Annotated in this window: 18 protein-coding genes; 4 read left to right on the plus strand and 14 right to left on the minus strand. The window is 62.4% G+C overall.

Going from position 1 to position 21,012, the window contains the following annotated elements; translation table 11 throughout:
• Positions 1-20 precede the first annotated feature (20 nt).
• Entirely contained in the window at positions 21-650 is a 630-nt protein-coding gene (locus QQL64_RS10165; RefSeq protein WP_284398879.1) for a glutathione S-transferase family protein, read from the plus strand.
• On the plus strand, positions 644-1,774 hold the full coding sequence (locus QQL64_RS10170) for an SLC13 family permease (protein ID WP_284398882.1): 1,131 nt from the start codon (positions 644-646) through the stop codon (positions 1,772-1,774). The genes QQL64_RS10165 and QQL64_RS10170 overlap by 7 nt, the downstream gene beginning before the upstream one ends.
• On the opposite strand, the gene QQL64_RS10175 is transcribed toward QQL64_RS10170, so the two are convergent.
• The 6 genes from QQL64_RS10175 to gspN form a co-directional block, all read right to left on the minus strand.
• On the minus strand, positions 1,775-2,551 hold the full coding sequence (locus QQL64_RS10175) for a DUF4097 family beta strand repeat-containing protein (RefSeq protein WP_284398884.1): 777 nt from the start codon (positions 2,549-2,551) through the stop codon (positions 1,775-1,777). It lies immediately after the preceding gene.
• Between the two features lie 398 nt (positions 2,552-2,949).
• Positions 2,950-3,765: a nucleoside triphosphate pyrophosphohydrolase gene (mazG, locus tag QQL64_RS10180; protein WP_284398887.1), complete on the minus strand. Its 816-nt coding sequence runs from the start codon at positions 3,763-3,765 to the stop codon at positions 2,950-2,952.
• The gene (cysQ, locus tag QQL64_RS10185) at positions 3,762-4,583 is read right to left on the minus strand and encodes a 3'(2'),5'-bisphosphate nucleotidase CysQ (protein ID WP_284398890.1); all 822 of its coding nucleotides are present in this window, start codon (positions 4,581-4,583) and stop codon (positions 3,762-3,764) included. The genes mazG and cysQ overlap by 4 nt, the downstream gene beginning before the upstream one ends.
• Positions 4,580-5,137 (minus strand): ADP compounds hydrolase NudE, encoded by a 558-nt coding sequence (gene nudE, locus QQL64_RS10190; RefSeq protein ID WP_284399741.1) that lies wholly within the window; start codon positions 5,135-5,137, stop codon positions 4,580-4,582. The genes cysQ and nudE overlap by 4 nt, the downstream gene beginning before the upstream one ends.
• A 38-nt stretch (positions 5,138-5,175) precedes the next feature.
• Positions 5,176-5,952 carry an inositol monophosphatase family protein gene (locus tag QQL64_RS10195; RefSeq protein ID WP_284398891.1) on the minus strand — a complete coding sequence of 259 codons (777 nt, stop codon included), beginning with the start codon at positions 5,950-5,952 and terminating at the stop codon, positions 5,176-5,178.
• Positions 5,949-6,731, minus strand: a complete 783-nt coding sequence (gene gspN / locus QQL64_RS10200) for a type II secretion system protein N (protein ID WP_284398894.1) — start codon at positions 6,729-6,731, stop codon at positions 5,949-5,951. Before gspN ends, QQL64_RS10195 begins: the two co-directional genes overlap by 4 nt.
• Positions 6,732-6,797: 66 nt before the next feature.
• Here gspN and QQL64_RS10205 point away from each other — a divergent pair, with 66 nt between their 5' ends.
• Positions 6,798-8,162, plus strand: coding sequence for an adenosylmethionine--8-amino-7-oxononanoate transaminase (locus tag QQL64_RS10205; protein ID WP_284398897.1), 1,365 nt, complete (start codon positions 6,798-6,800; stop codon positions 8,160-8,162).
• Between the two features lie 54 nt (positions 8,163-8,216).
• Here QQL64_RS10205 and QQL64_RS10210 read toward each other — a convergent pair whose 3' ends face one another.
• Positions 8,217-8,534, minus strand: coding sequence for a hypothetical protein (locus QQL64_RS10210; RefSeq protein WP_284398900.1), 318 nt, complete (start codon positions 8,532-8,534; stop codon positions 8,217-8,219).
• Between the two features lie 180 nt (positions 8,535-8,714).
• On the opposite strand from QQL64_RS10210, the gene QQL64_RS10215 reads away from it, so the two are divergent.
• Positions 8,715-9,449 carry a 16S rRNA (uracil(1498)-N(3))-methyltransferase gene (locus tag QQL64_RS10215; protein ID WP_284398903.1) on the plus strand — a complete coding sequence of 245 codons (735 nt, stop codon included), beginning with the start codon at positions 8,715-8,717 and terminating at the stop codon, positions 9,447-9,449.
• Here the strand turns inward: QQL64_RS10215 and QQL64_RS10220 are convergent.
• The 7 genes from QQL64_RS10220 to pilG form a co-directional block, all read right to left on the minus strand.
• Complete coding sequence (locus tag QQL64_RS10220; RefSeq protein WP_284398906.1) at positions 9,446-9,922, minus strand: chemotaxis protein CheW; 477 nt, start codon at positions 9,920-9,922, stop codon at positions 9,446-9,448. The genes QQL64_RS10215 and QQL64_RS10220 overlap by 4 nt on opposite strands.
• On the minus strand, positions 9,919-11,571 hold the full coding sequence (locus tag QQL64_RS10225) for a chemotaxis protein CheB (protein ID WP_284398908.1): 1,653 nt from the start codon (positions 11,569-11,571) through the stop codon (positions 9,919-9,921). Before QQL64_RS10225 ends, QQL64_RS10220 begins: the two co-directional genes overlap by 4 nt.
• Entirely contained in the window at positions 11,564-17,377 is a 5,814-nt protein-coding gene (locus QQL64_RS10230) for an Hpt domain-containing protein (RefSeq protein ID WP_284398910.1), read from the minus strand. The genes QQL64_RS10225 and QQL64_RS10230 overlap by 8 nt, the downstream gene beginning before the upstream one ends.
• A 73-nt stretch (positions 17,378-17,450) precedes the next feature.
• Complete coding sequence (locus QQL64_RS10235) at positions 17,451-19,484, minus strand: methyl-accepting chemotaxis protein (protein ID WP_284398913.1); 2,034 nt, start codon at positions 19,482-19,484, stop codon at positions 17,451-17,453.
• Positions 19,485-19,557: 73 nt separating this feature from the next.
• Positions 19,558-20,109, minus strand: coding sequence for a chemotaxis protein CheW (locus QQL64_RS10240; RefSeq protein ID WP_284398916.1), 552 nt, complete (start codon positions 20,107-20,109; stop codon positions 19,558-19,560).
• A 7-nt stretch (positions 20,110-20,116) separates the two neighbouring features.
• On the minus strand, positions 20,117-20,488 hold the full coding sequence (locus QQL64_RS10245) for a response regulator (protein WP_284398918.1): 372 nt from the start codon (positions 20,486-20,488) through the stop codon (positions 20,117-20,119).
• Positions 20,489-20,520: 32 nt separating this feature from the next.
• Complete coding sequence (gene pilG, locus QQL64_RS10250; protein ID WP_115477719.1) at positions 20,521-20,877, minus strand: twitching motility response regulator PilG; 357 nt, start codon at positions 20,875-20,877, stop codon at positions 20,521-20,523.
• Positions 20,878-21,012 lie beyond the last annotated feature (135 nt).

Here is a 21,012-nt window from a genome sequence, read left to right on the forward strand (position 1 = left end):
CCATCCGGACGAGGCCGCGCATGTATACCCTTTATTACTCTCCCGGCACCGCCAGCATGGTGGTGCATCAAGCGCTGCTGGAAATCGGTGCGGACTACAAGCTCGAGCTGGTCGATTTCGATAAGGATAGACAGCACAGCGCCGAATATCTGAAGCTCAACCCCCACGGCCACGTGCCGACATTGGTCATCGATGGCAAGCCGGTGTACGAATCGGTCGCACTGCTTACCATCCTGGCCGAGCGTCACCCGGAAGCCGGTTTGATGCCGCCCGCAGGGACACCGGCGCACGACGCATGGCTGCAATGGGCGGTCTATCTCAGCAACACGCTCATGTCGACGTATCGGCTGTGGTTCTATCCGCGCGAGCTTGGTGCCGATGAACATCTTCCCGCGATTCGCTTGGCGCTGCAGCGCAAGATCGAAGGTGTGTGGGATCGACTCGAAGCGCATCTTTCGGCGCACGGACCCTACATGCTTGGCGCGGATCTTTCCGGCGTCGACTTGTTGCTTACGATGCTGATGCGCTGGTCGCGCAATATGCCGCGCTCGGCCACCGAATGGCCTGCACTGAAGCGCCTGGCCGATCTGGTTCGCGGGCGCCCCAGCTGGAAACGGCTTTACGAGTTGGAAGGTTTGAGCGAGTGGTAATTCGCCACCCGGCCACACAACACTGGCGCAATCGTCTGAAGCAGGAATGGCTGCTGCTGTTGTTTCTCGCCCTGGCGCTGGTATTGGCCTGCATCGATCCGCAACCGCTGACGCGTTATCAAGGTTGGCTGCAGCTACCCACTCTATCGGGACTGCTGGGTTTGTTGATCTCGATCCAGGGCATCCGCGACAGCGGACTAGTGCAACGCCTCGCGGGAATGATGGTCGCACGCATGCACTCTTTGCGCGGTGTCGGCTTGTTGCTGGTCAGCATGACGGCCGTGCTGTCGATGGTGCTGACCAACGATGTGAGTCTGTTCCTGATGGTGCCGCTGACGGTGGCAATCGGCAGCATGTCCAACTTGCCGATACTGCGCATGGCAGTGCTGGAGGCGCTGGCGGTCAACGCCGGTTCGACGTTGAGCCCGATCGGCAATCCGCAAAACCTGTTGGTCTGGCAACACGCGCAGCTGCCTTTTTTGCAATTCGTCATCGGCATGTTACCTGCGGCAACAGTGATGTTTGTGCTGGTAGCAGCGCTTACCTGGATGTGGCTCCCCAAAGATCGTGTGGAGCTGCAAGCCGAGCGGCTTGATGGCCATGCTATGTCGCTATCGTTGGCCCTGCTCTCCGTGCTTAGCCTCGCGATGATGGTGCTGATGATGGAATACGGCCACGCGCCATGGGGTGCTCTTTTGCTGGCGGCACTATTCGTTTTGTTTTCATGGCGCAGCCTGGTACGCATCGATTGGTTTCTGATGGCGACGTTCGCGGCGATATTTCTCGGCCTGGGCCATGTCGCAGCGTTGCCCATCGTGTCGGATGCGTTGGACAAGATCGACTTCAATCAACCGCTGGCACTTTATCTCAGCGGCATCATCAGCTCGCAGTTGATTAGTAACGTGCCCGCGACGGTGCTGCTGCTCGATCGCGCGTCGGACGCCATGCAGCTGGCCGTAGCGGTCAATGTGGGTGGTTTCGGCGTCGTGATGGGATCGCTGGCGAACCTGATTGCACTGCGCTTAGCAAAACAGCCGCATGGGATGCGGCTGTTTCACGAAGTTTCCATTCCGTTCCTGCTGATTTGCGCGCCGCTGGTGTATCTCGCCGCGCACTGGCTCTGATCACTCGTCGTCGTCGTGCGGCACGCTCACCTTGCCGCCGATGTTGTTGTGGGAGACATCGCCACTGCCTTTGGCGCCGACGATCAAGTCGCCGCGTACATTGTCGACGGTCAGGTCTCCGGAACCGAGCGTACCCACGTTGACGCTGCCGCCCACCTGGTCCAACTCGACATCGCCGGAGCCGACGCTGCCGATGCGCACATCGCTATGGACCTGGCGCGCCTTGAGATCGCCGGAGCCCACGGAGCCAGCCCGCAGACTTCCCACGTCGGAGATTTCGATATCGCCGGAACCGGCAGTAACGCTGACCGCGCCGGCGATACGGTCGATATGGAGGTCGCCCGAACCGGTCTGCGCATCCAGCTGATTCAGGCCGCTGATATAGGCATCGCCTGAGCCGGCGGTAAGTGTCACCGGCATATTGGCGGGAAGCTGCATCTGCAGGTCGAGGTACTCATAAGAGACCCCGAACACGCTGATGTTGAAGGAGTGGTTGCTGCCGACATCGATGATGAGCTGGTCGCCTTCGCGGTGCTCAGTCACCTGAAGATTATCCAGTGCGGCTTGTGACGAAGCGCAGGCGCGGCCGCTGAGTTCGAGCGTGGTGGACGTGCCACTGCCGTTCAGATGCATATCGTGACTGTGCAACTCGATCTGCACACCGCGCACACCGGACAGGTCGTCATGCAGATTCCGCGGCGCCGAATACCGGCATTCATCCGCTGCTGCGGTCAGCGGGATCAAGAACAGGGCCAGAATTACGAGAGTGCGACGCATGCGGGATCTCCAGTCAGTGTACGGTTACTGAGATGCTGGCCGGCCGGAAAAGGTTGCGTGTCCGGGGATGCTCTGATCAATTCTATGCAGGCGGCATGATGTCCAGAAGGCCCGCAGGGTGTGTTGCGCGGCGCAGGGAAGACTGGCTGTCTTGGCAAGCCGCGCGGCACGGCCTGCGGGCCTTCTGGACATCACCCCATCACTTTATATTCAGCATGTTGGGGCCGTGACTGTCTGTCCGCATACCTTCGGTCCGTCGTCTCGACAGACGGCCAGTCTGCCTTCGCCGACGGCCCTGTGGCCTGCGAACAGACAGTCACGGTGACGCCTGCATAGAATTGATCAGAGCATCCCTAGGCCGGGCTGGCCTAATGATCGCGCGAATAGAGGTCCCGGCCTCATCCCAAGCCGCGCTCTTCCGCCTTGGCCCGCTGCCAGAGCGCTTCCTGCTCCGCAAGATCCGATGCCGACAGCGGCTGCCCGTCCCCGGCGGCCAGTTGCTCCATCCGGCGGAAACGCCGCTCGAATTTCGCGTTGGCATGCTTCAGGGCACGCGCAAAATCCACCCCGGCGTGCCGCGCCAGGTTCACCGCTACGAACAACACGTCGCCGATCTCGTCTTCCAGGCGTGCAGGGTCGGCGCCTGCCTCGAATTCGGTCTGCACTTCGGCCAATTCCTCATGCAGCTTGCCGATGACGGGCCGGTGGTCGGGCCAGTCGAAACCGACCGTGGCGGCGCGCTGTTGCAGCTTGAGCGCGCGCTGCCATTCGGGCTGGCCGCGCGACACGCCGGCCAGCACGCTGTTGTCGTGGGCGTCGCCCTTCGTTGCACGCTCGCTGGCCTTGATCTCATCCCAGGCCCGCTTTTGCTCATCCAGGTCGGCATAGGTGACGTCGCCGAATACATGCGGGTGGCGGCGGCGCATCTTGTCGCTGATCGTGTGGGCCACATCGTCGAAGTCGAACAGCCCCTGCTCCTTCGCCATCTGTGCGTGAAAAACCACTTGCAGCAGCAGGTCGCCCAACTCGTCGCGCAGATCGTGCCAATCGCGACGGTCGATCGCGTCGGCGACTTCGTAGGCTTCTTCGACGGTGTACGGGGCGATGGTGCTGAAATCCTGTTTTACATCCCACGGGCAACCACGTTGCGGATCGCGCAGGCGCGCCATGATCGCCAACAGGTCGGCGAGGCTGTAACGGGCGCTGTCGTTCACGGCAGGCCTGCTTCGCGCATCCGTGTCGCCCAGTCGATGCCGGTATCGCCCACGGCCAGGAACTCGGGGTTGAGCACGGATTCGCCGCGGTTGTAGCGCAGGGGCTTGCCGGTGAGATCGAGCACGGCGCCGCCGGCTTCTTCCAGCACGCATTGCGCAGCAGCGGTGTCCCATTCGCTGGTCAGGCCGCGGCGCAGATAGGCATCCGCTGCACCGCGCGCGATCAGGCAAAACTTGAGCGAAGAGCCTAGCGCTTGCAGCACGTATTCCTCGCCCAGCAAACGACGCATCACCGGCTCGGCCGAGCCGCCATGCGAGCGGCTGCCCGCAGCCACCGGCGGATTGGCCAGTTCACGAACGGAGATGCGCTCCCACGCGGTATCGCGCTGTACCTGCCACCACGCACCATGGCCGCGTGCAGCGACGAACAATTCCTCGGTGACGGGTGCCAGCACCACGCCCATCACCGGTTCGCCCTGTTCGATCAGGGCGATATTGACGGTGAACTCGCCGTTGCGTTTGACGAATTCGCGCGTGCCGTCGAGCGGATCGACCAACCAGTAGCGCGACCACGTGCGGCGTTCTTCCCACGGCGACTGGCTCGCTTCTTCCGACATCACGGGAAGCACGGGATCGAGCTGCGCTAGTCCCGCGACGATGACTTTCTGCGCCGCCAGATCCGCCGCAGTGAGCGGCGAGCAATCGTCTTTGACCTCGACGTCGAAGTCTTCGCGATATACGGCCATGATGGCTTCACCAGCGCGGCGCGCCAGGGTTCCAATCTCGAGCAGCAGGGAATGGTCGGGTGCGTCGCTCATGTTCGTTGCAGGCGTCCGGCTAGGTATTCGCGCGCCAAAAACAGTGCGGCGATGGAACGGCCTTCGGTGACATCGTCGCGCGAGACCAGGGTGTGCAAGTCGGCGAGCTTCCACGGCACCACTTCGAGCTGCTCGGGTTCGTCGCCCGGCAGTCGTTCGGGGTAGAGATCCTGCGCCAGCACCACGTGCGCCATATGCGTCATGTAGGACGGCGACAAGGAAAGGTTATGCAGGATCTTGAGCTTGCGCGCGCCGTAACCGACTTCTTCCTTCAATTCGCGGTCGGCGCCCTGCTCCACGGTTTCGTCGCGGTCGAGACGGCCCTTGGGCAGGCCCAGTTCGTAGTGGTCTACGCCCACGCCGTATTCGCGCACCAGCAGCACGGTTTCATCGTCCAGCATCGGCACGATGATGACGGCACCCAAACCGCTGCCCTTGAGGCGCTCGTAGGTGCGATGTTCGCCGTTGGAAAATTCCAGGTCCACCTGCTCCACGCGCAGGAAGCTGCTGGTGCTTGAATCACGGGTGGCGTGGATGATGGGGTAGCGTGGCATCTCGGGATTGTAACCGTTGTCGCCTAGCTCCCGGCGAGTCATAAAGCCAGCCGGCGCAAGGCCTGGGCATGGATCGCCGGCGTGCCCGCCAACACGCTGCGGGTGTCGAGCGTGAGAGGTTTGCCTTCCAGGTCGGTGAATACGCCGCCGGCCTCGCGCACGATGACCGCCAACGCCGCGATGTCGAGGATGTTTACGTCCGACTCGATCACCAGATCGAGGCTGCCGCGTGCAAGCAAGTGGTAGTGGCAGAAATCGCCGTAGCCGCGAATCCGGTTGCTGTCGCGGATCAACCCGCCCAGAGCCTGCCAACGTGCGTCGCTGGTGAGCGTCTTGATGTTGCCGGTGGACATCGAGGCTTGAGCCATGTCCGACGTCGGCGTCACATGCACGCGCTCGCCTTCGAACCAGCTGCCGCTACCGACGCTGGCCCACATGGTTTCGCCGTAAATCGGAGCGCTGGATACGCCAAGCACCAGCTCGCCGCGATACATCAATGCAATCTGCGTCGAAAAGAAGGGCGTGCGCCGCACGAAACTCTTGGTGCCATCCAGTGGATCGACCAGCCACAGCAAGCCATCGCCATCGCCGTCCAACCCGAACTCTTCACCATAGATCGACGCTTCCGGCATAGCCCGGCCGAGCACCGCACGAATCGCCTGCTCTGCCTCGCGATCGGCAATCGTTACCGGCGTGGCATCGGATTTGATCTCGACATCCACACCACGGCGCCAGTAGTGCCGGATCACCTCCGCTGCAGCCTCCGCCGCTTCGCGCGCTGCCTGCAGCGGCGCGTCCCATTGCTGGTCGTTCATGGATTTCCCGTGGTCGAATTGAATTGGGCCAGACCTCCACGATAGCGTAGTCGTACGCCGCCGTCCGGCGCAGGTGCACCAAGTGTGCGCAGCCAGCGCAAAAGCGCGGGATCGTCGTGGCGTGGCCGCAGATTGATGTGCAGATCCCAGCCGAGCGGGCTGAAGGATAGCCGTCCAGCCGTCTGCAAGGGACCGCTGCCGTCGTCGTCGAGTGCAGCGTGCAGCACGCCGGCTTGACCGTTGATCTTCAGTAGCATCGTCCCGAGCGACACTGCACCCTGTGCAGTATGCACGGCGGCCTGCGACCACGTACCGGCAGCGGCAATCTGCATAGGCCAGCTACCTTGCAGTTGCGCCTGGGCGATGTGCAGGTTCAACCGCCCTTCCGGCCGCCCATGCAACCAGGGCTGCATCCCTAGCATGGCCATATCGACCAGCAGGTTCACGTTGTGCCAGTTATCTTGCGTCGCTGAAAGGCGATGTAGTTCACCCTGCAGTTGAAGTTGCGGCTGACGCAGATCCAGACCCAGCCGGGTGTCGCCGAGCAACGTACTGCGTGAAAGCGTCCACGCAAGGCTTCCCAGGACAGGGCCACCGGGGATTGACACCTGTCCGGCACGACCCTGCCATACCGTCCCATCGACCTGCTCGAACCGCAGTCCATGCAGCCGCGATTGCAGCAACGGCAATGCCCAGCGCGCCGGCATAAACCACACCAGCACGGCCAATGCGAGAACGACGGCGGCCAAACCGGCCAGCACGATGCGCAATGCTTTCATCAATCCTATTCCACATAAAACTCGATGCTGCTTGAGCGGCACCGTCACTGCCCCGATGATAGCCGGATGACCCACACCCCCGACGCCAACACCGCCCTTGCCCGGCGCGATCTCCAGCATATCTGGCACCCCTGCACCCAGATGCGCGACCACGAACACGTGCCGATGGTGCCTATCGTCCGTGGCGAAGGTCCGTGGCTGATCGACGCTAACGGAAAGCGCTATCTCGACGGTATCAGCTCATGGTGGACCAACCTGTTCGGCCACGCGAATCCGCGCATCGCCGCTGCACTAGCCGATCAGGCCAAGAGACTGGAACACGTTATCTTCGCGGGCTTCACTCATCCGCCAGCCATCGAACTGGCCGAGCAGCTGGTGCGCATCACTCCAGCGGGGTTGGAGAAAGTGTTCTTCGCCGATAACGGCTCGGCCGCTATCGAAGTAGCGCTTAAAATGAGCTTTCACTATTGGCTTAACCAGGGCCAAGGTGAAAAGACGCGTTTTATCGCGTTGACCGGCAGTTACCACGGCGAGACGCTTGGTGCTTTGTCGGTCAGCGATGTGGCGCTCTATCGCAAGACGTATGCGCCCTTGTTGCTTACGCCGATTCTTGCGCCATCGCCCGATGCTTATGAAGGTGAGTTGGGCGAATCGGCGGAACAGACGGCGGCGCGTCGCCTGGAAGCTATGCGCGTGTTGCTCGAACAGCACGCGCATGAAACCTGTGCCGTGATCGTGGAACCGCTGGTGCAATGCGCAGGTGGCATGCGCATGTATCACCCGAGCTATCTCAGCGGTTTGCGCGCACTGTGCGATCGCTACAACGTGCACTTTATTGCCGATGAGATCGCCGTAGGCTTTGGCCGCACCGGCACCCTGTTTGCCTGCGAGCAGGCAGCTATCGCGCCCGATTTCATGTGCCTTTCCAAGGGATTGACCGGCGGTACGCTACCACTTTCGGTCGTGCTGACGACCCAGCATATTTACGAGGCGTTCTACGCCGAATACAACGCGGGCAAAGCCTTCTTGCATTCGCACAGCTACACCGGCAATCCACTGGCATGCCGCGCGGCGCTGGAAACGCTGGCGATCTTCCGCGACGAACCGGTGCTCGAACGCAATCGCGCATTATCAGCCCATCTCGCGCGACGGCTCGCGCCGCTGCGCGATCATCCCCACGTCGCCGACGTGCGCCAGCTAGGCATGATCGCCGCGGTAGAGCTGGTCGCGGATAAGGCGACACGCCGCCCATTCGCAGCTCAGGAGCGCCGCGGTCTACGTGTCTACATGCATGGTCTGGAACGCGGCGCGCTGCTGCGCCCGTTAGGCGACATCGTCTACTTCATGCCGCCGTATGTGGTCAGCGAGAGCGACATCGATCATCTGGTCGATGTCGCGATCGAAGGTATGGCTCGTGCAGTGGCGCAGTGACGCATAAAAGGCCCTTCTTCTTTGGGAGAAGGGCTAACGGTTGAAACCTGAGGCTCAGCGACCGCCACCACGAACGGTAATGCTCGGATCGAGCTTCTCCAGCGCCGGCCCAAGGGTCCGTTCACCGGTGTTATCGAGATCATGCTTGGTGTAGGAACGACCAGCGACCGGCAAACATTCACCTTTCTTAGCCGGGATCAAACTACCCGTATCGCGTATGCAATTGCGGTCGCCGGGCTTGATCGGCGATTGCTTTGCCGCGGTGGATGACGCAGCCTGCTGGTTAGGGGTCGGTGTGTTTTGCGGAGCGGCAAATGCCGCTGCGGCGAAACCCGCGGCCAACAAGGCGGCGAAGGAAACAAATCGGGACATGGCAACCTCCTGCTCGCAAAGCGGGGGCGGCGAGCACGCTGTGGGTCAGTAGCCATGCTGATACGGGGTTTGGACCGCCGCAAGAGCCGGCCACTCAGACGGCCTTACGTGTTCAGATGAATGAACAGCCGGACGGGGCAAGTTGTATGCTGCGCGGTCTACTTGTTAATTCGAGCCTGTATGCGCACTACTCGCATCCACGTCGATCAGCCGCTAGCCCTAGCCACTGAACTGGCGCTGCCACCGCAGGCCGCCGAGCATGTGGCGCGCGTGCTGCGCATGAATCCAGGCGACGTGCTTACCGTCTTCAACGGCGACGGCTACGACTATGCCGCCACGCTTGTGGCGATCGGCAAACGAGACGTCACGCTGCGTATCGACGACCGTGAGCCGGTGGAAAATGAATCGCCGCTGCGACTCACGCTGGCGCAGGGAGTGGCGCGCGGCGAGAAGATGGATCTGATCGTACAAAAAGCCACTGAACTGGGCGTCGCCCGGATCGTACCGCTGTTTGCCGAGCGATCCGAGGTAAAGCTCGACCCGGCACGGGCGGAGAAACGCCTACTGCACTGGCGAGCGGTAGCGGCCAGTGCCTGCGAACAGAGCGGCCGTGTCCGCGTGCCTGAGGTGACGCCCGCCCAATCGCTGCAAGGGTGGCTGGATAGCCTGGCTGACGACGGCGCGCAACGCCTCGCGCTGCTGCCGGAAGGGACGCTGCGAGCACGTGAATTGCGCTTTAGCGAAGCCGGTGGATTGTTGGTGATCGGCCCGGAAGGCGGGCTGGGCGATCGCGATGTGGCCGCCTTGCAGGCAGCAGGTTTCCAGGGCTTGCGGCTTGGCCCGCGAATTCTGCGCACGGAAACCGCGGGACTAGCGGCGCTAGCGGCCCTGCAAGCACTGCACGGAGATGCCTAGCTCGCCTGTTGCAGCAACTCGTTGACTTCGTTCTCGATGCTTTCGAGATCCGGAATCATCGCCACGTCGTCGCGCACCAACACCTGCGCCTTGACACCGCGCGGCAGCGGCTTGCCATCGTGGGTGGGAATGATCAGTTCGGCATTGAGCGTGGTCAGGCGCGGGAAGCCCTGCGTCACCACTGCCACGAACGGCAATTCGGCATTGCCGCCGAGCGCTTTGAGCACTGCCACGCGCACACTTAGATCAGAATCGCCTTCCTGCGCACCGGCTAGCTTGGTGAACGAGACCAGGGGCACGCGCCAGCCGCGCCACGCGATCCGGCCGAGCAGCCACTCGGGTGCGCCGGCGATCGGCTCGGGGGTGGTCAGCGTAATCACTTCGGCCACCGTCGCATTGGGTAGCAACAGGCGCAGATCGCCTACCGGCACCAACACGCAACGGATTTCACGGGGTAGTGGCTGTTCGCTCATCGGAAGTCCTCGACCAGGCGCACCGCAAGCTCCTGCGGCGAACCGGAAAAACTGGCTAGCCGCTCGGCTAGCACGCCATGCACCATGTCTGCGAAGTGATCGCCGGACGACGACTCCACCCAGACCTGCCCGCCGCGATCATGGATCGCCTGCGCACCCGCCACCGCATCAGTGGCCTTGCCCGCAAATACGATCGCTAGCGCGTCGCGCCCAAACACGTTTGCCGCCATCGTGAAACTGCTATCGATGGATGGCGCTTGTTCGTTTGCATCCTCGTTGGCGGCGACGAGCTCCACGCGCCCGTCGCGCAGGATGCGCACCTGCTGCCCGCGCGGCACCAGCACGATCTCGCCCGCGCGTGCGCGCATGCCGGCAACCGCCACTTTCACCGGCAACGCGCTTTGCTTCGCCAGCGATTGGGCCAATTGCTCTACCGAATCGTTGCTCTGATGCTGAGTCAACAGGATTGGAAGCTTGAGATCGCCTGGTAATCCCGCCAAAAAAGCGGACAGCGAGCTCTGGCTATCGCGCGCTGCGCCCAACACGAGCAAGCGCGCAAAAGCGGTGTTCAGTTCATGCAGGTGCGTTTCCTGCGGTTCGTAGGTTTGCTGAGGAGCAATCGCGTCCTCGATCGACACTAGCTCAAGACTGATCCCGGGTTCGATCGACAGCGCATGGCCGTCCAGGTGTTCAACGTCAGGCGCCAGATAGTCGGCGGCGCTGACTTTCTCGATACCAAAATTCTGCTCCGCCATCTTGTCGACTGGAGGAGCGGCGAAGTCATCGTCCTCGACGAAGCTCCATTCCGGTGCGGTCGGCGCAGGCGTTTGCTGGGCAAGCGTTGCTTTTTCCAACACAGGCGGCGTGATGACTTCATCGTCGAACGAGGACAGCGAAAGGTGGTCCAGATTGGCATGGAAAGCCGGACTTTCCTTACGCACCGGCGCCGGCGGCGATGCCGACTCGATCAAGGCGTCGTGTGCCGCCGCAAGCTGCTGGCCGAAGTCGCCATCGTGCAGCGGCGGTAGTTCATCGCCGGCGTTGTATTTCAGGCCGGAGCCGAACGCTTCGTCGGGGCTGTCGACTGAATCGTCGGAAGCAAGCAGGGCTTCCAGCTCGGCGGCCAGCGTTTCCGTATCCGGCGCCGAATCGTCGTGCACCAGCGGTATGTCTTCGATCGGGTCGGGTACTAATGCCTGTGCGGACTCCTCCGCTAGCTCAGGCTCCGCGTGTTGTGCCGTTTCGGCGAAGGATGCAGCCGACGCATCGACTTCGACTTCCCGCGCATGGTCGGGGCGCGGTGGATCGATGGTATCCGCGTTGAGCGCCTTGGCCACCAGATGACGCGCCCAGCGCGCGCGATCCCAGCCGTCAAGACCACGGCTGGCCTGGGCATCGTTGAACACGACGGGCGTCTTGCCGGATTCGATCAATCCGTAGATACGGTCAAGCGTGACGTCGTCAACGGCGTCATCGAGATTGACCACCAACACATCGACGCCCGCCTTGCGCAGCTTGGCTTCGTCGAAACTGCCTAGCGGGCCTTCATACGCGATCTTCGCACCGCACTCGGAGAGTGCCGTGCGCAGATGACTACCCAACTCAGCATCATCGAAGAACAACGCTACCGCGGTGATCTTCTCACTCATTCACCGGCTCCTGGGTACGTTGCTCAAGAACTTCGGAGATCTGGGCCAGCAATTCCGCTTCCTGATACGGCTTGCCGAGGTAACGCTCGACGCCGATATCGAATGCGCGCTGACGATGCTTTTCACCCGTACGCGACGTGATCATGATGATCGGTACGTGGCGGAAACGTGGATCGGCCTTCATCTGTATCGCCAGCTCGTAACCGTCCATGCGCGGCATTTCGATGTCGAGCAGCATCAAGTCCGGCACGCGCTCGTGCAGTTTCTCGAGCGCATCGAGGCCGTCTTTGGCGGTTTCCACATCGTATTCATGGCGCTCGAGCACGCGGCCGGTGACCTTGCGCATGGTGATCGAATCGTCGACCACCATGACCAGTGGTCGCGTATTCACGTCTTCGACGATCGGTGCGGTAGTCGCGTAGTCGAGACCTTCGGCCAGGCGCTGCTCGCGGCGGCTGAGGCCGTGACGTACCAGCGGTGCCAGATCGAGAATCACCAGCACCGAGCCATCGCCCATGATGGTGGCGCCGAGAATGCCCGGTACCGAACTCACCTGTGGGCCGACCGACTTCACTACGATTTCGCGCGAGCCGATCACGGCATCGATGCGGATCGCGGCGCGCAATTCGCCGGCGCGGGTCAGCAGCAGCGGCAGCTGCTCCTCGTCGCCGAGGTGGGCGGCGGTCAAGCCGAGTAACTCGGCCAGGTCGTGGATACCGTAGTCTTCGCCGTTGTAGTCGAACTGCGGGTTGTCCTCGGCCATCCGCTGCGCCAATTCCTCCGGACTTATGCGGGCCACGCCCTGCACCGACGTCATCGGAATGGCGAAGTTGGATTCGCCGATGCGCACGATGATCGCCTGCGTCACCGCGAGGGTAAACGGCAGGCGCAGCACGAAGGTCGTGCCTTCACCCTGACGCGATTCGATAGCCAGCGAACCACCCAGCAACTTGATCTCGTTGGCCACCACGTCCATACCCACGCCGCGACCGGCGAGCTGGGTAACGGTACTGGCAGTGGAGAAGCCAGTCTGAGTGATCAGCGCTAGCAATTGGTCGTCGCTGAGTCGGGTTTCCGGACGCACCAGGCCACGTTCGATGGCGCGCTTGCGGATCGCCTCACGGTCCAGTCCGCGGCCATCGTCGCTGACGCGCACCACCACTTCGGTGGCTTCGCGTGCCACGCGGATGCGCACCGCCCCCTCTTCCGACTTCTTCGCCTTGCGACGTTCTGCCGGAGATTCGATACCGTGTGCCACTGCGTTGCGCAGCATGTGCTCGAACGGAGCTTTGATACGGTCGAGCAAGTTGCGGTCCATCTCGCCATGCGCGCCTTCCACATACAGCTGGGCGCTCTTGCCTTCTTCCTGAGCCGCCTGACGCAAGGTACGGCGCAGGTTCGGCACCATGGTGTCGAACGGCAGCATGCGTGTGCGAAGCAGACCTTCCTGCAGTTCCGAACTCACGCGCGACTGCTGAATCAGCAGCGTTTCCGCCTGGCGAGTGAGTTCGTCCAGCATGTTCTGAATCGACACCAAGTCCGATACCGATTCGGCCAGTGCACGTGAGTACTGCTGCAACTGCGAGAAGCGGTCGAGCTCGAGCGGATCGAACACGCCGATGCCGGCTTCGCGGTGCTCGCGCTGGAAGCGCGCGATGATCTGCGCTTCGGTTTCGATTTCCAGCATGCGCAGCTGGCCGCGGAGACGTGCGACGGTCTGTTCCAGTTCGACCAGGTTGAAGCGGTAGGCGGAGACCTGCTGCTCCAGACGCGAACGGTAGATCGCCACTTCGCCGGCGTTGTTGACGAGGTTGTCGAGCAGGTCTGCGCGTACGCGGATCTGCTCTTGCGCGGTGCGACCCACCTCTTCCGGATGCGACTCTTCGTCAGGAAGCAGCGAGGGCAGATCCACGTCGGGCATCGGCGGCGACACGGGCGCCTGGGCTGCAGGCTCGGCAGCGGCGGCGTGTTTACTCTCCTCACCACCCAGCAAGCGGTCGATCATCGCCTGCGGATAAGCGATCGCTTTGCCCTGCGACACTCGCTGCACGAGGCCGTGCATCTGGTCGAAGGCGGCTTCGAGCGTGCCGATCAGCGGACCGGTGCGTTGCGGGTCGATACCGTGCGAGCGTTCGAGCAAGGTTTCGATGGCATGGCTGAGATCGCCCACCGGCGTGAGACCGGCGATGCGCGCGCCACCCTTCAGGGTATGCAGGGCGCGTAGCAGTCCTGCCATATGCGCGACTTCGGTCGGCTCGGCGTGCCACTGAGCCAGCACACCGTCGGCGTCGTCGAGAATCTCGCGAGCTTCTTCGCTGAAGATTTCCAGCAAGTCGGGATCGATGTGACCGAAACTCATCAGCTCGCCGGCCGGAACAGCTTCGACCGCTTCGTGAGTAGCCTCGATCTCGGCGACGGGTTCCTCTTCGTGCGGAATCTGCGCAACCGGTTCGATCGGTTCGTTGGCAGCAACCTGCTCGACATCCGGCTCGACGTGGTGCTCGACCAGCGCTACGGTTTCGACAGGCGTCGCTGCGGCAGGAGCCGGCTGTTCGGGCTCCAGCGCTTCGAGGCTGGCGAGCAGCGCGGCGAACTCTTCGTCTTCGGTACTGGATGCATGGCCTTCGTGAACCACGGGCGCTACATCGGCCGGCTCACCCGTCTCGTGCTCGGCAAGTGCGGCGAGCAGCTCGGCGGTGTAGTCGTCGGTAGCGGCAGCGGGTTCCGCAGCATCGGCGACGATGACAGGCGCTTCCTCTTCGACCGCCGGAGCGGCTTCGAGATGTTCCGGCTCGACGTCGAGCGGTTCGAACACCACGTGCGCCATCTGCGGTTCGGGCTGGTGGTCGCGCAGTTCGTCAAGGCGTGCGATGAGAGCGGAAGCATCCGGCAACTGCGGATGATCGGTATCGAATTGCGCCATCACTTCGTCGACGACATCCGCACTCTGACGCAGCAGGCGAACGCCCTCGCTGGACAGCGGCTGACCGGCGGCGCGCAGACGCTTGAGCAGGCTTTCCAGCGGCGACAGCAGATGGATCAACAGCGGGATGTCGACCATCGCAATGGCGCCGTGCAAGGTATGCACAGCGCGCAGCAGGCCATCGTCAACCGGCAATTCGCCGTCGGAGAAGTCCACTGCGTTGCGAATAGTCTGCAGGTACTGGGCGACTTCGCTGCGCAGGATTTCCAGCAGCACGGGATCCACCGGCGGCAACACCGGCGTGTAAATCGCTTCGGCGAACGACGCGACCTTTGGTTCGTCGACAGATTGCGTTGCCGCGACGGATGCATCGGTGTGCGCCGCTGACGGGATGGCGTCGATCACCGCGTCCACGCGCGGGACGCGACGGCGCACCACACGGCGTACGGTCTCGGTAGCGCCGGACGCGAACTGTTCGATGCTGGCTTGCTCGCCGGCGGCTAGCTGATCGGCGGCATGCATGATCGCGCTGAGCGGCGCGTTCGGCACCGTGCCGTCCTTCAGCATCGACAACAGCTGCGGCAAGGCGTCGATGGCGTGACCGACCACGGCCTGTACACCTTCGTGCGGCTGGATGGTGCCGTCCAGCACGCGGTTGAGCATGTTCTCCACGCGCCAGGAGAATTCGCCCAGCGTGCTGGCGCCGACCAGGCGACCCGAACCCTTCAGGGTGTGGAAGGAACGCCGGATCGACGTGAGTTCGCCGATATGGCTCGGATCGGCCATCCAAACCTGCTGCGCATGGCGCAGGCTGTTGATCTCTTCCTGCATTTCTTCCAGGAAGATCTCGCGGATATCGTCGTCGATGCCTTCGGTACTTACCTGGAAACCGGCACCGGCTGCCAGCGGATCGGCGGCGGAAACCTGTTCCTCGATTTCTTCCTCGACCTCGATCCAGTCGCCGCCTTCGTCGGACGACGCACTGCCCAGACCGGTTTCGGTCTCGACCAGATGCAGACCGGTCAGATCGTGCGCCAATGGCGACGGTGTCTCGCTGCTGCCGATAAACAGCTCGCTCGCATCGTCGCCGTAAGCCAGGCTGACGGATTCGTTCAACGCCAGCGCAGGTGCTTCGGTGTGCGTTTCCGCCACAGGCTCCGGCATTTCCTTGGCCTGCGGTGGCGGCCAATAGCCCAGTCCGCCCAGGCTGTGTTCGGCGACGTCCAGGATGTGTTCGAGCCCGCCGCGATGTTCGCGGGCGGCCTCGAGGTAATACTCCAGCGCTGCCAAGGCGTCGGCGAGCTGATCCATCTGCGCGCTGCTGGGCACGCGTTGATCCACACACAGTTCGTTGCCGATGAAACGGCCTACGCCTTCGGCGATCAGCGCCGGGCGTGGCGAAGAAAGCATGCGCATCGCGCCGGCCACTTCGTCCATGAGGGCAGGCATGCCGCTCAGCTGATCGTGATGCCAGCCCGATTCCACAAACGCAACAATGCCATTCTTGACCTTGCCGGCATTGGCGACGGCCTCGCTCATCAGCGTGGCGAGAATGTGGCGCGCCTCGCTGCGCGGCAGCATGCTGGTGGGTTGCTCTTCGACCGACTCGCTCTCTGCACCAAGGCTTTCGATGTGATCATCGAGCGACGCTTCGACGTACAGCAGCGCACCGGCGACATCCAGCAGCGATTCCTCGTCGGGGCTGCGCAGGCGACCTGCCATTTCCTCGAGGACGCGGCGCTGTTCGTTAATGACACGGCGCGGCACATTGAGCGCGAGCATGCCCAGCGTATCGCCGACACGCTCAAGCACTTCGGCTTGTGCATTCAGATGCGTCGGATCGGCGTCGGCCTGACGCAGGAACAGATCCAGCGCTTCTTTCACGCGCAGCAGATCGTCCTTCAGCGCGCGCGCCACGGAATCGAGCAAAGCCCGATTGTGGCCGGTCATCGAACCGCGGGCGTGCTCCAGCTCGTTGGCGTCAGGCACCAGACCGTCGAGATTGTAGGTCTGCGCAAGTTGCACCATCTGCGGACTGCGCTGCTTGGACTGCGCCACGATGTACAGCAGCTTGCGCGCCAGATCGTCGGCATCGCCGCCCTGCAGGCTTTCCTCGCCCTGTTCGATCAACTGGCGGATGCTGCGGTCGACGCGGCCAATCAGTTGGCGGATTTCCGCGGCATGATTTTTCAGCATGCCTTGATCGAGGCCTTCCATGACTCCGCTGGCGATCCACCACAGGCGACGGCCTGGCGTGGTAACGCAACGCGCGGCAATCGCGTTGAGCGTGTTGCGCATACCAGCGAGTTGGTGCGCAGCGCCCTGTCCGCGGAACCAGGCCAGCATCTGCTGCTGGAAACGCAGGCGCAGCTCGGCGATTTCGCTCCGGTGGCGCTGCGCATCCGCCGCGCTGGCCGCGGCGGGAGCATGCGCAGGAAGCGCGATATCGAGATTGGGAGTGAACAGGGCCGATTCGCTCAACGCGTCCTGATCGCGACTGGCGCGCAGTTCGTTGAGCAACGGCAACAGTACGACCGGTACGTCGCGATGGCCGCTGGCCAGGCGCTCGAGGTAATCGGGCAATTGCACCAGGCCGCGCATCAGCGCGGTATAGGCATCCTCGCGATGGCGTACATGGTCTTCGAGCAGCGAGATGGAGAGTGTTTCCATCTCTTCGGCAACCATCGCGGCGCCATACAGCTCGACCATGCGCAGCGTGCCTTGCACCTGGTGCAAGTTGTCTGCACAAGCGCGCATGACATCGCGCTCGCCGGGATTGTCGACGTACGACTCTAGCGCCTGACGTGCGAGCGCAAGCGTCTCGTCAAGCTCGGGCTTGACCCATTGCAGGGTTGTGAAATCGATGTGGTCTTGAAGTCTCATGCGCCCCCCTCAGCGGCTGCGCTTTTTGCGCATCACGCAACCGTCGAGGTTGCCCTCTTGTTATGGCCCGATGTCAACCCGGCAACTTGAAGTGCGCCACGGAACGACGCAAATCGCTTGCCAACTGTGCCAAGTAACCAATCGATTCCGCCGTCTGGCTTGCGCCCTGCGACGTCTGCGACGTGATTTCCTGGATCGCGTTCATGGATTGTGAAATATCCGTTGCAGCGATGGATTGCTGGCGTGCGGCGGTGGAGATGTTCTGAATCAGTGCGGACAAATCGTGCGAAACGCGTTCGATGTCGCCCAGCGCGCTACCGGCGTCTTCCGCCTTGCGTGCACCGGCCACCACTTCGGCGGTGGTCTGCTCCATCGAGTTCACCGCTTCGTTGGTGTCGGACTGAATCGTCTGCACAAGCGTTTCGATTCGCTTCGTAGCGCTCGCGGAACGTTCCGCGAGGCGCTGCACTTCGTCCGCCACCACCGCGAAACCTCGGCCTGCTTCGCCGGCGGAGGCCGCCTGAATGGCAGCGTTCAAAGCGAGGATGTTGGTCTGTTCGGCAATGTCGTTGATCAGTTCCACGATGGAGCCGATCTCTTGCGAGGATTCACCCAGGCGCTTAATACGCTTGGACGTTTCCTGGATCTGGTCGCGGATGGAGTCCATCCCGGAGATCGTCTCTCGCACCACTTCGGCACCGTGCGACGCGATTTGCACCGAGCGTTCGGCTACATCGGCCGACTCGGCGGAGTTCTTCGACACGTTGTCCATCGAGCTGGCGATCTGGTTGATCGCGGTGGTCGCCGTGCTGATGCGGTGTGCCTGATTCTGCGCCGCATCGGCCAGATGGCGAGCGGTGGTCTGCGTTTCCTGCGCCGACGAAGACACCTGTTCGGATGTCTCGTTGATGGTGGTCACCAGGGTGCGCAACTCGTCGATAGCGTAGTTCACCGAGTCGGCGATGGCGCCCGTGATGTCTTCCGACACCGTGGTTTTTACGGTCAAGTCACCTTCGGCGAGCGAACCCATTTCGTCCAGCAGGCGCATGATGGCCTCCTGGTTACGCTGGTTGAGTTCGGTACTCTCGCGGAAGCGGCGGCGCTGGTCGCCCACCAGCTGAATAACCAGCAAGATGGCGAAAGCTACGGCACCGATGGCGCCGACCACACCCCAACCCACGTTCGGGAAGAGGCGGCGCAGCGGCAGCTGGCCGATCTGATCGGCCACGTCGTTCGCACGCAACAGCACGTTGGACGAATCCAGCGAGGCTTGGTTACCTGCGCTCTTCGTTTCGGCGATATTGCTGGCCGCGGCGACCAGTTTCGATACCGGGTCGTTGAGCTTGTCCCACTCGACCTGCATTTCGGAAAGAATCTTGCGTGCATTGGCGTCGCCCAGCTGCTGCACGCCCATGGCCTGGTTGCCTTGCAGCAAACCCTTCAGCACTTCGCCGTAGGCCTGGGCGTCGCGCGAAAGACCGTCCGCTGAAGCCTGTTCGGATTCGCCGCCCTGCAACACTTCCTGCACACGACCGGTAATACGAGTGGCCAGCAACATCTGGCGCGAGGCGCCGAGCATTTCGTCTGCGCTCGTACCCTTGCGCTGCTGCAGGATGTTGACCACCTGCTCCATATTGGAGTTCAGCAGCGGCAGCTGCTTGGAAAGATCATCGGCGCGCTGCGACGAATCGAGCACCACCGCCTTGTTGGAGAGAATCTTGCCGATGTCGCCGTCAAGCGATTTCCACGCGTCGGCCAGTTTGCTGACGGAACGACCCGTCGTGGTCGCGTTCTTGTCGGCATAGGGCTTCATGCCCGTCTTGCTGTCGCCGTTGACCAGGCGTTGCACCGCCGAGTCGATGGTGTCGCGCGCGTTTTCAAGTTCGGCGAAAGAGTCGGGATTACCGCCCGACGCTTCCAGCGCGTACTTTGCCGTCTGCTGCGACAACACCTGGATCTGCGTCGTCAACGAGATCGCCTGGCGGTCCTCGCCGTTCTTGAGGTTGAGTAGAACGAAGTCGATGGCCGCGAAGCCGATCGAAATCACCAGCAGGACAATGAGGATGGTGTAACCCCGTTCCCTGCCGACGCCCCCTGTAGTGCTCATGATCTTCACCTCATCCGTCTACTGCACACCAGCTGCAACACATGCCAGTTCATAAAAATTCTGCCGCAACCCATCAGGCGGCCGCCTGACGAAAATCGGGTGCGCGCACCAATCTGCCCATGCTGAACAGCGCCAAATGCTGTCCGTCCACATCCACGCGGTCGTCGACGAAGCGGGCAAGCCGCGGATCGTCTTCGGGTTCGGCACCGCGACGCTGCTCCACATCCACCGTGCGCTGCCCGAACACTTCGTCCACCAGCAAAGCCACGTTGCCGCTGCCCTGCCGTACCACGAGCAAACGGGTACGCTCGGAATGCTGAGTGCGCTCGCTAAACAGGAAACGAGCCATATCGATCACCGGCACCAGGTTGCCGCGCACGTTCGCCACACCCAGCAACCACGGCTTAGTGCCGGGCACCGGCGTGAGCGTCGGTACGGCCAACAGTTCGTTGATCTCTTCGATGCCGCTGACGAACAGGCGATTGCCCGCGCGATAACCGATACCGCGCCACAGGCCCGGAGCTTCCATTCGCTCTTGCCCACCGGAAGCGTGCGCCAGCGAAAGCCGCTCGTAGCGGGCGAGAATCTCGAAGGGTGTCTGAGGGGTGGCGGCTGTCGCGTTCATGCTCACCTCACGCCGCCCTCGGCAGCAGCTCGTCGATACATGCCAAAAGTTCCTTCTCGTTCACCGGTTTGGTGATGAAGGCTTTCGCTCCCTGGCGCATACCCCAAACACGATCGGTTTCCATCGACTTGGTGGTGATGATCACGATCGGCACGCCGGCGGTTACGGGGTCGCGCGTAAGGGTGCGCGTCGCCTGAAACCCGTTCATGCCAGGCATGATGACGTCCATGATCACGAGATCAGGCTGGGTGGCGCGTACGCGCTCGATGCCGTCTTCAGCATTGTTGACGGCATCGACGCGATGACCCGCACGCTCGAGCAGCGTAGTGAATACGCGCACGTCGGTCGGCGAATCGTCAATGATGAGGATGTTGGCCACAGCTCCCCCTTTAGAGCTTGTAGTCACTGGTCTTAAACCGTACTGACATGGCGATGGATGGCACCCAGCAGTTCATCGCGTGTGAACGGCTTGGTGAGGTACTGCTCGGCGCCGACGATGCGGCCTCGCGCTTTGTCGAACAAACCGTCTTTCGAGCTAAGCATGATGACTGGCGTCGCTCGGAATTGGGGATTGTTCTTGATCAACGCGCAGGTCTGATAGCCGTCGAGTCGCGGCATCATGATGTCCACGAAAATGATCGACGGCTTCTGGTCAGAGATCTTGGCCAGCGCTTCGAAGCCGTCGACGGCGGTCAGCACGTCGCAGCCTTCCTTCTTCAGCAAGGTTTCCGCCGTGCGGCGGATGGTCTTGGAGTCATCGATGACCATGACCTTCAGACCGGCCAAGCCGTTCGTACCTACATTCAAGTTCACTTAAGCCCCCCTGCGGCCTGCCCCAGGCTCAGGTACGACACCCGGATGCGGTCAGGGACCCCACCGAGTGCGGATGAAAAAATCCTACAC

It is taken from the genome of Dyella lipolytica (genome assembly GCF_030160075.1).
Classification (GTDB): domain Bacteria; phylum Pseudomonadota; class Gammaproteobacteria; order Xanthomonadales; family Rhodanobacteraceae; genus Dyella_B; species Dyella_B lipolytica.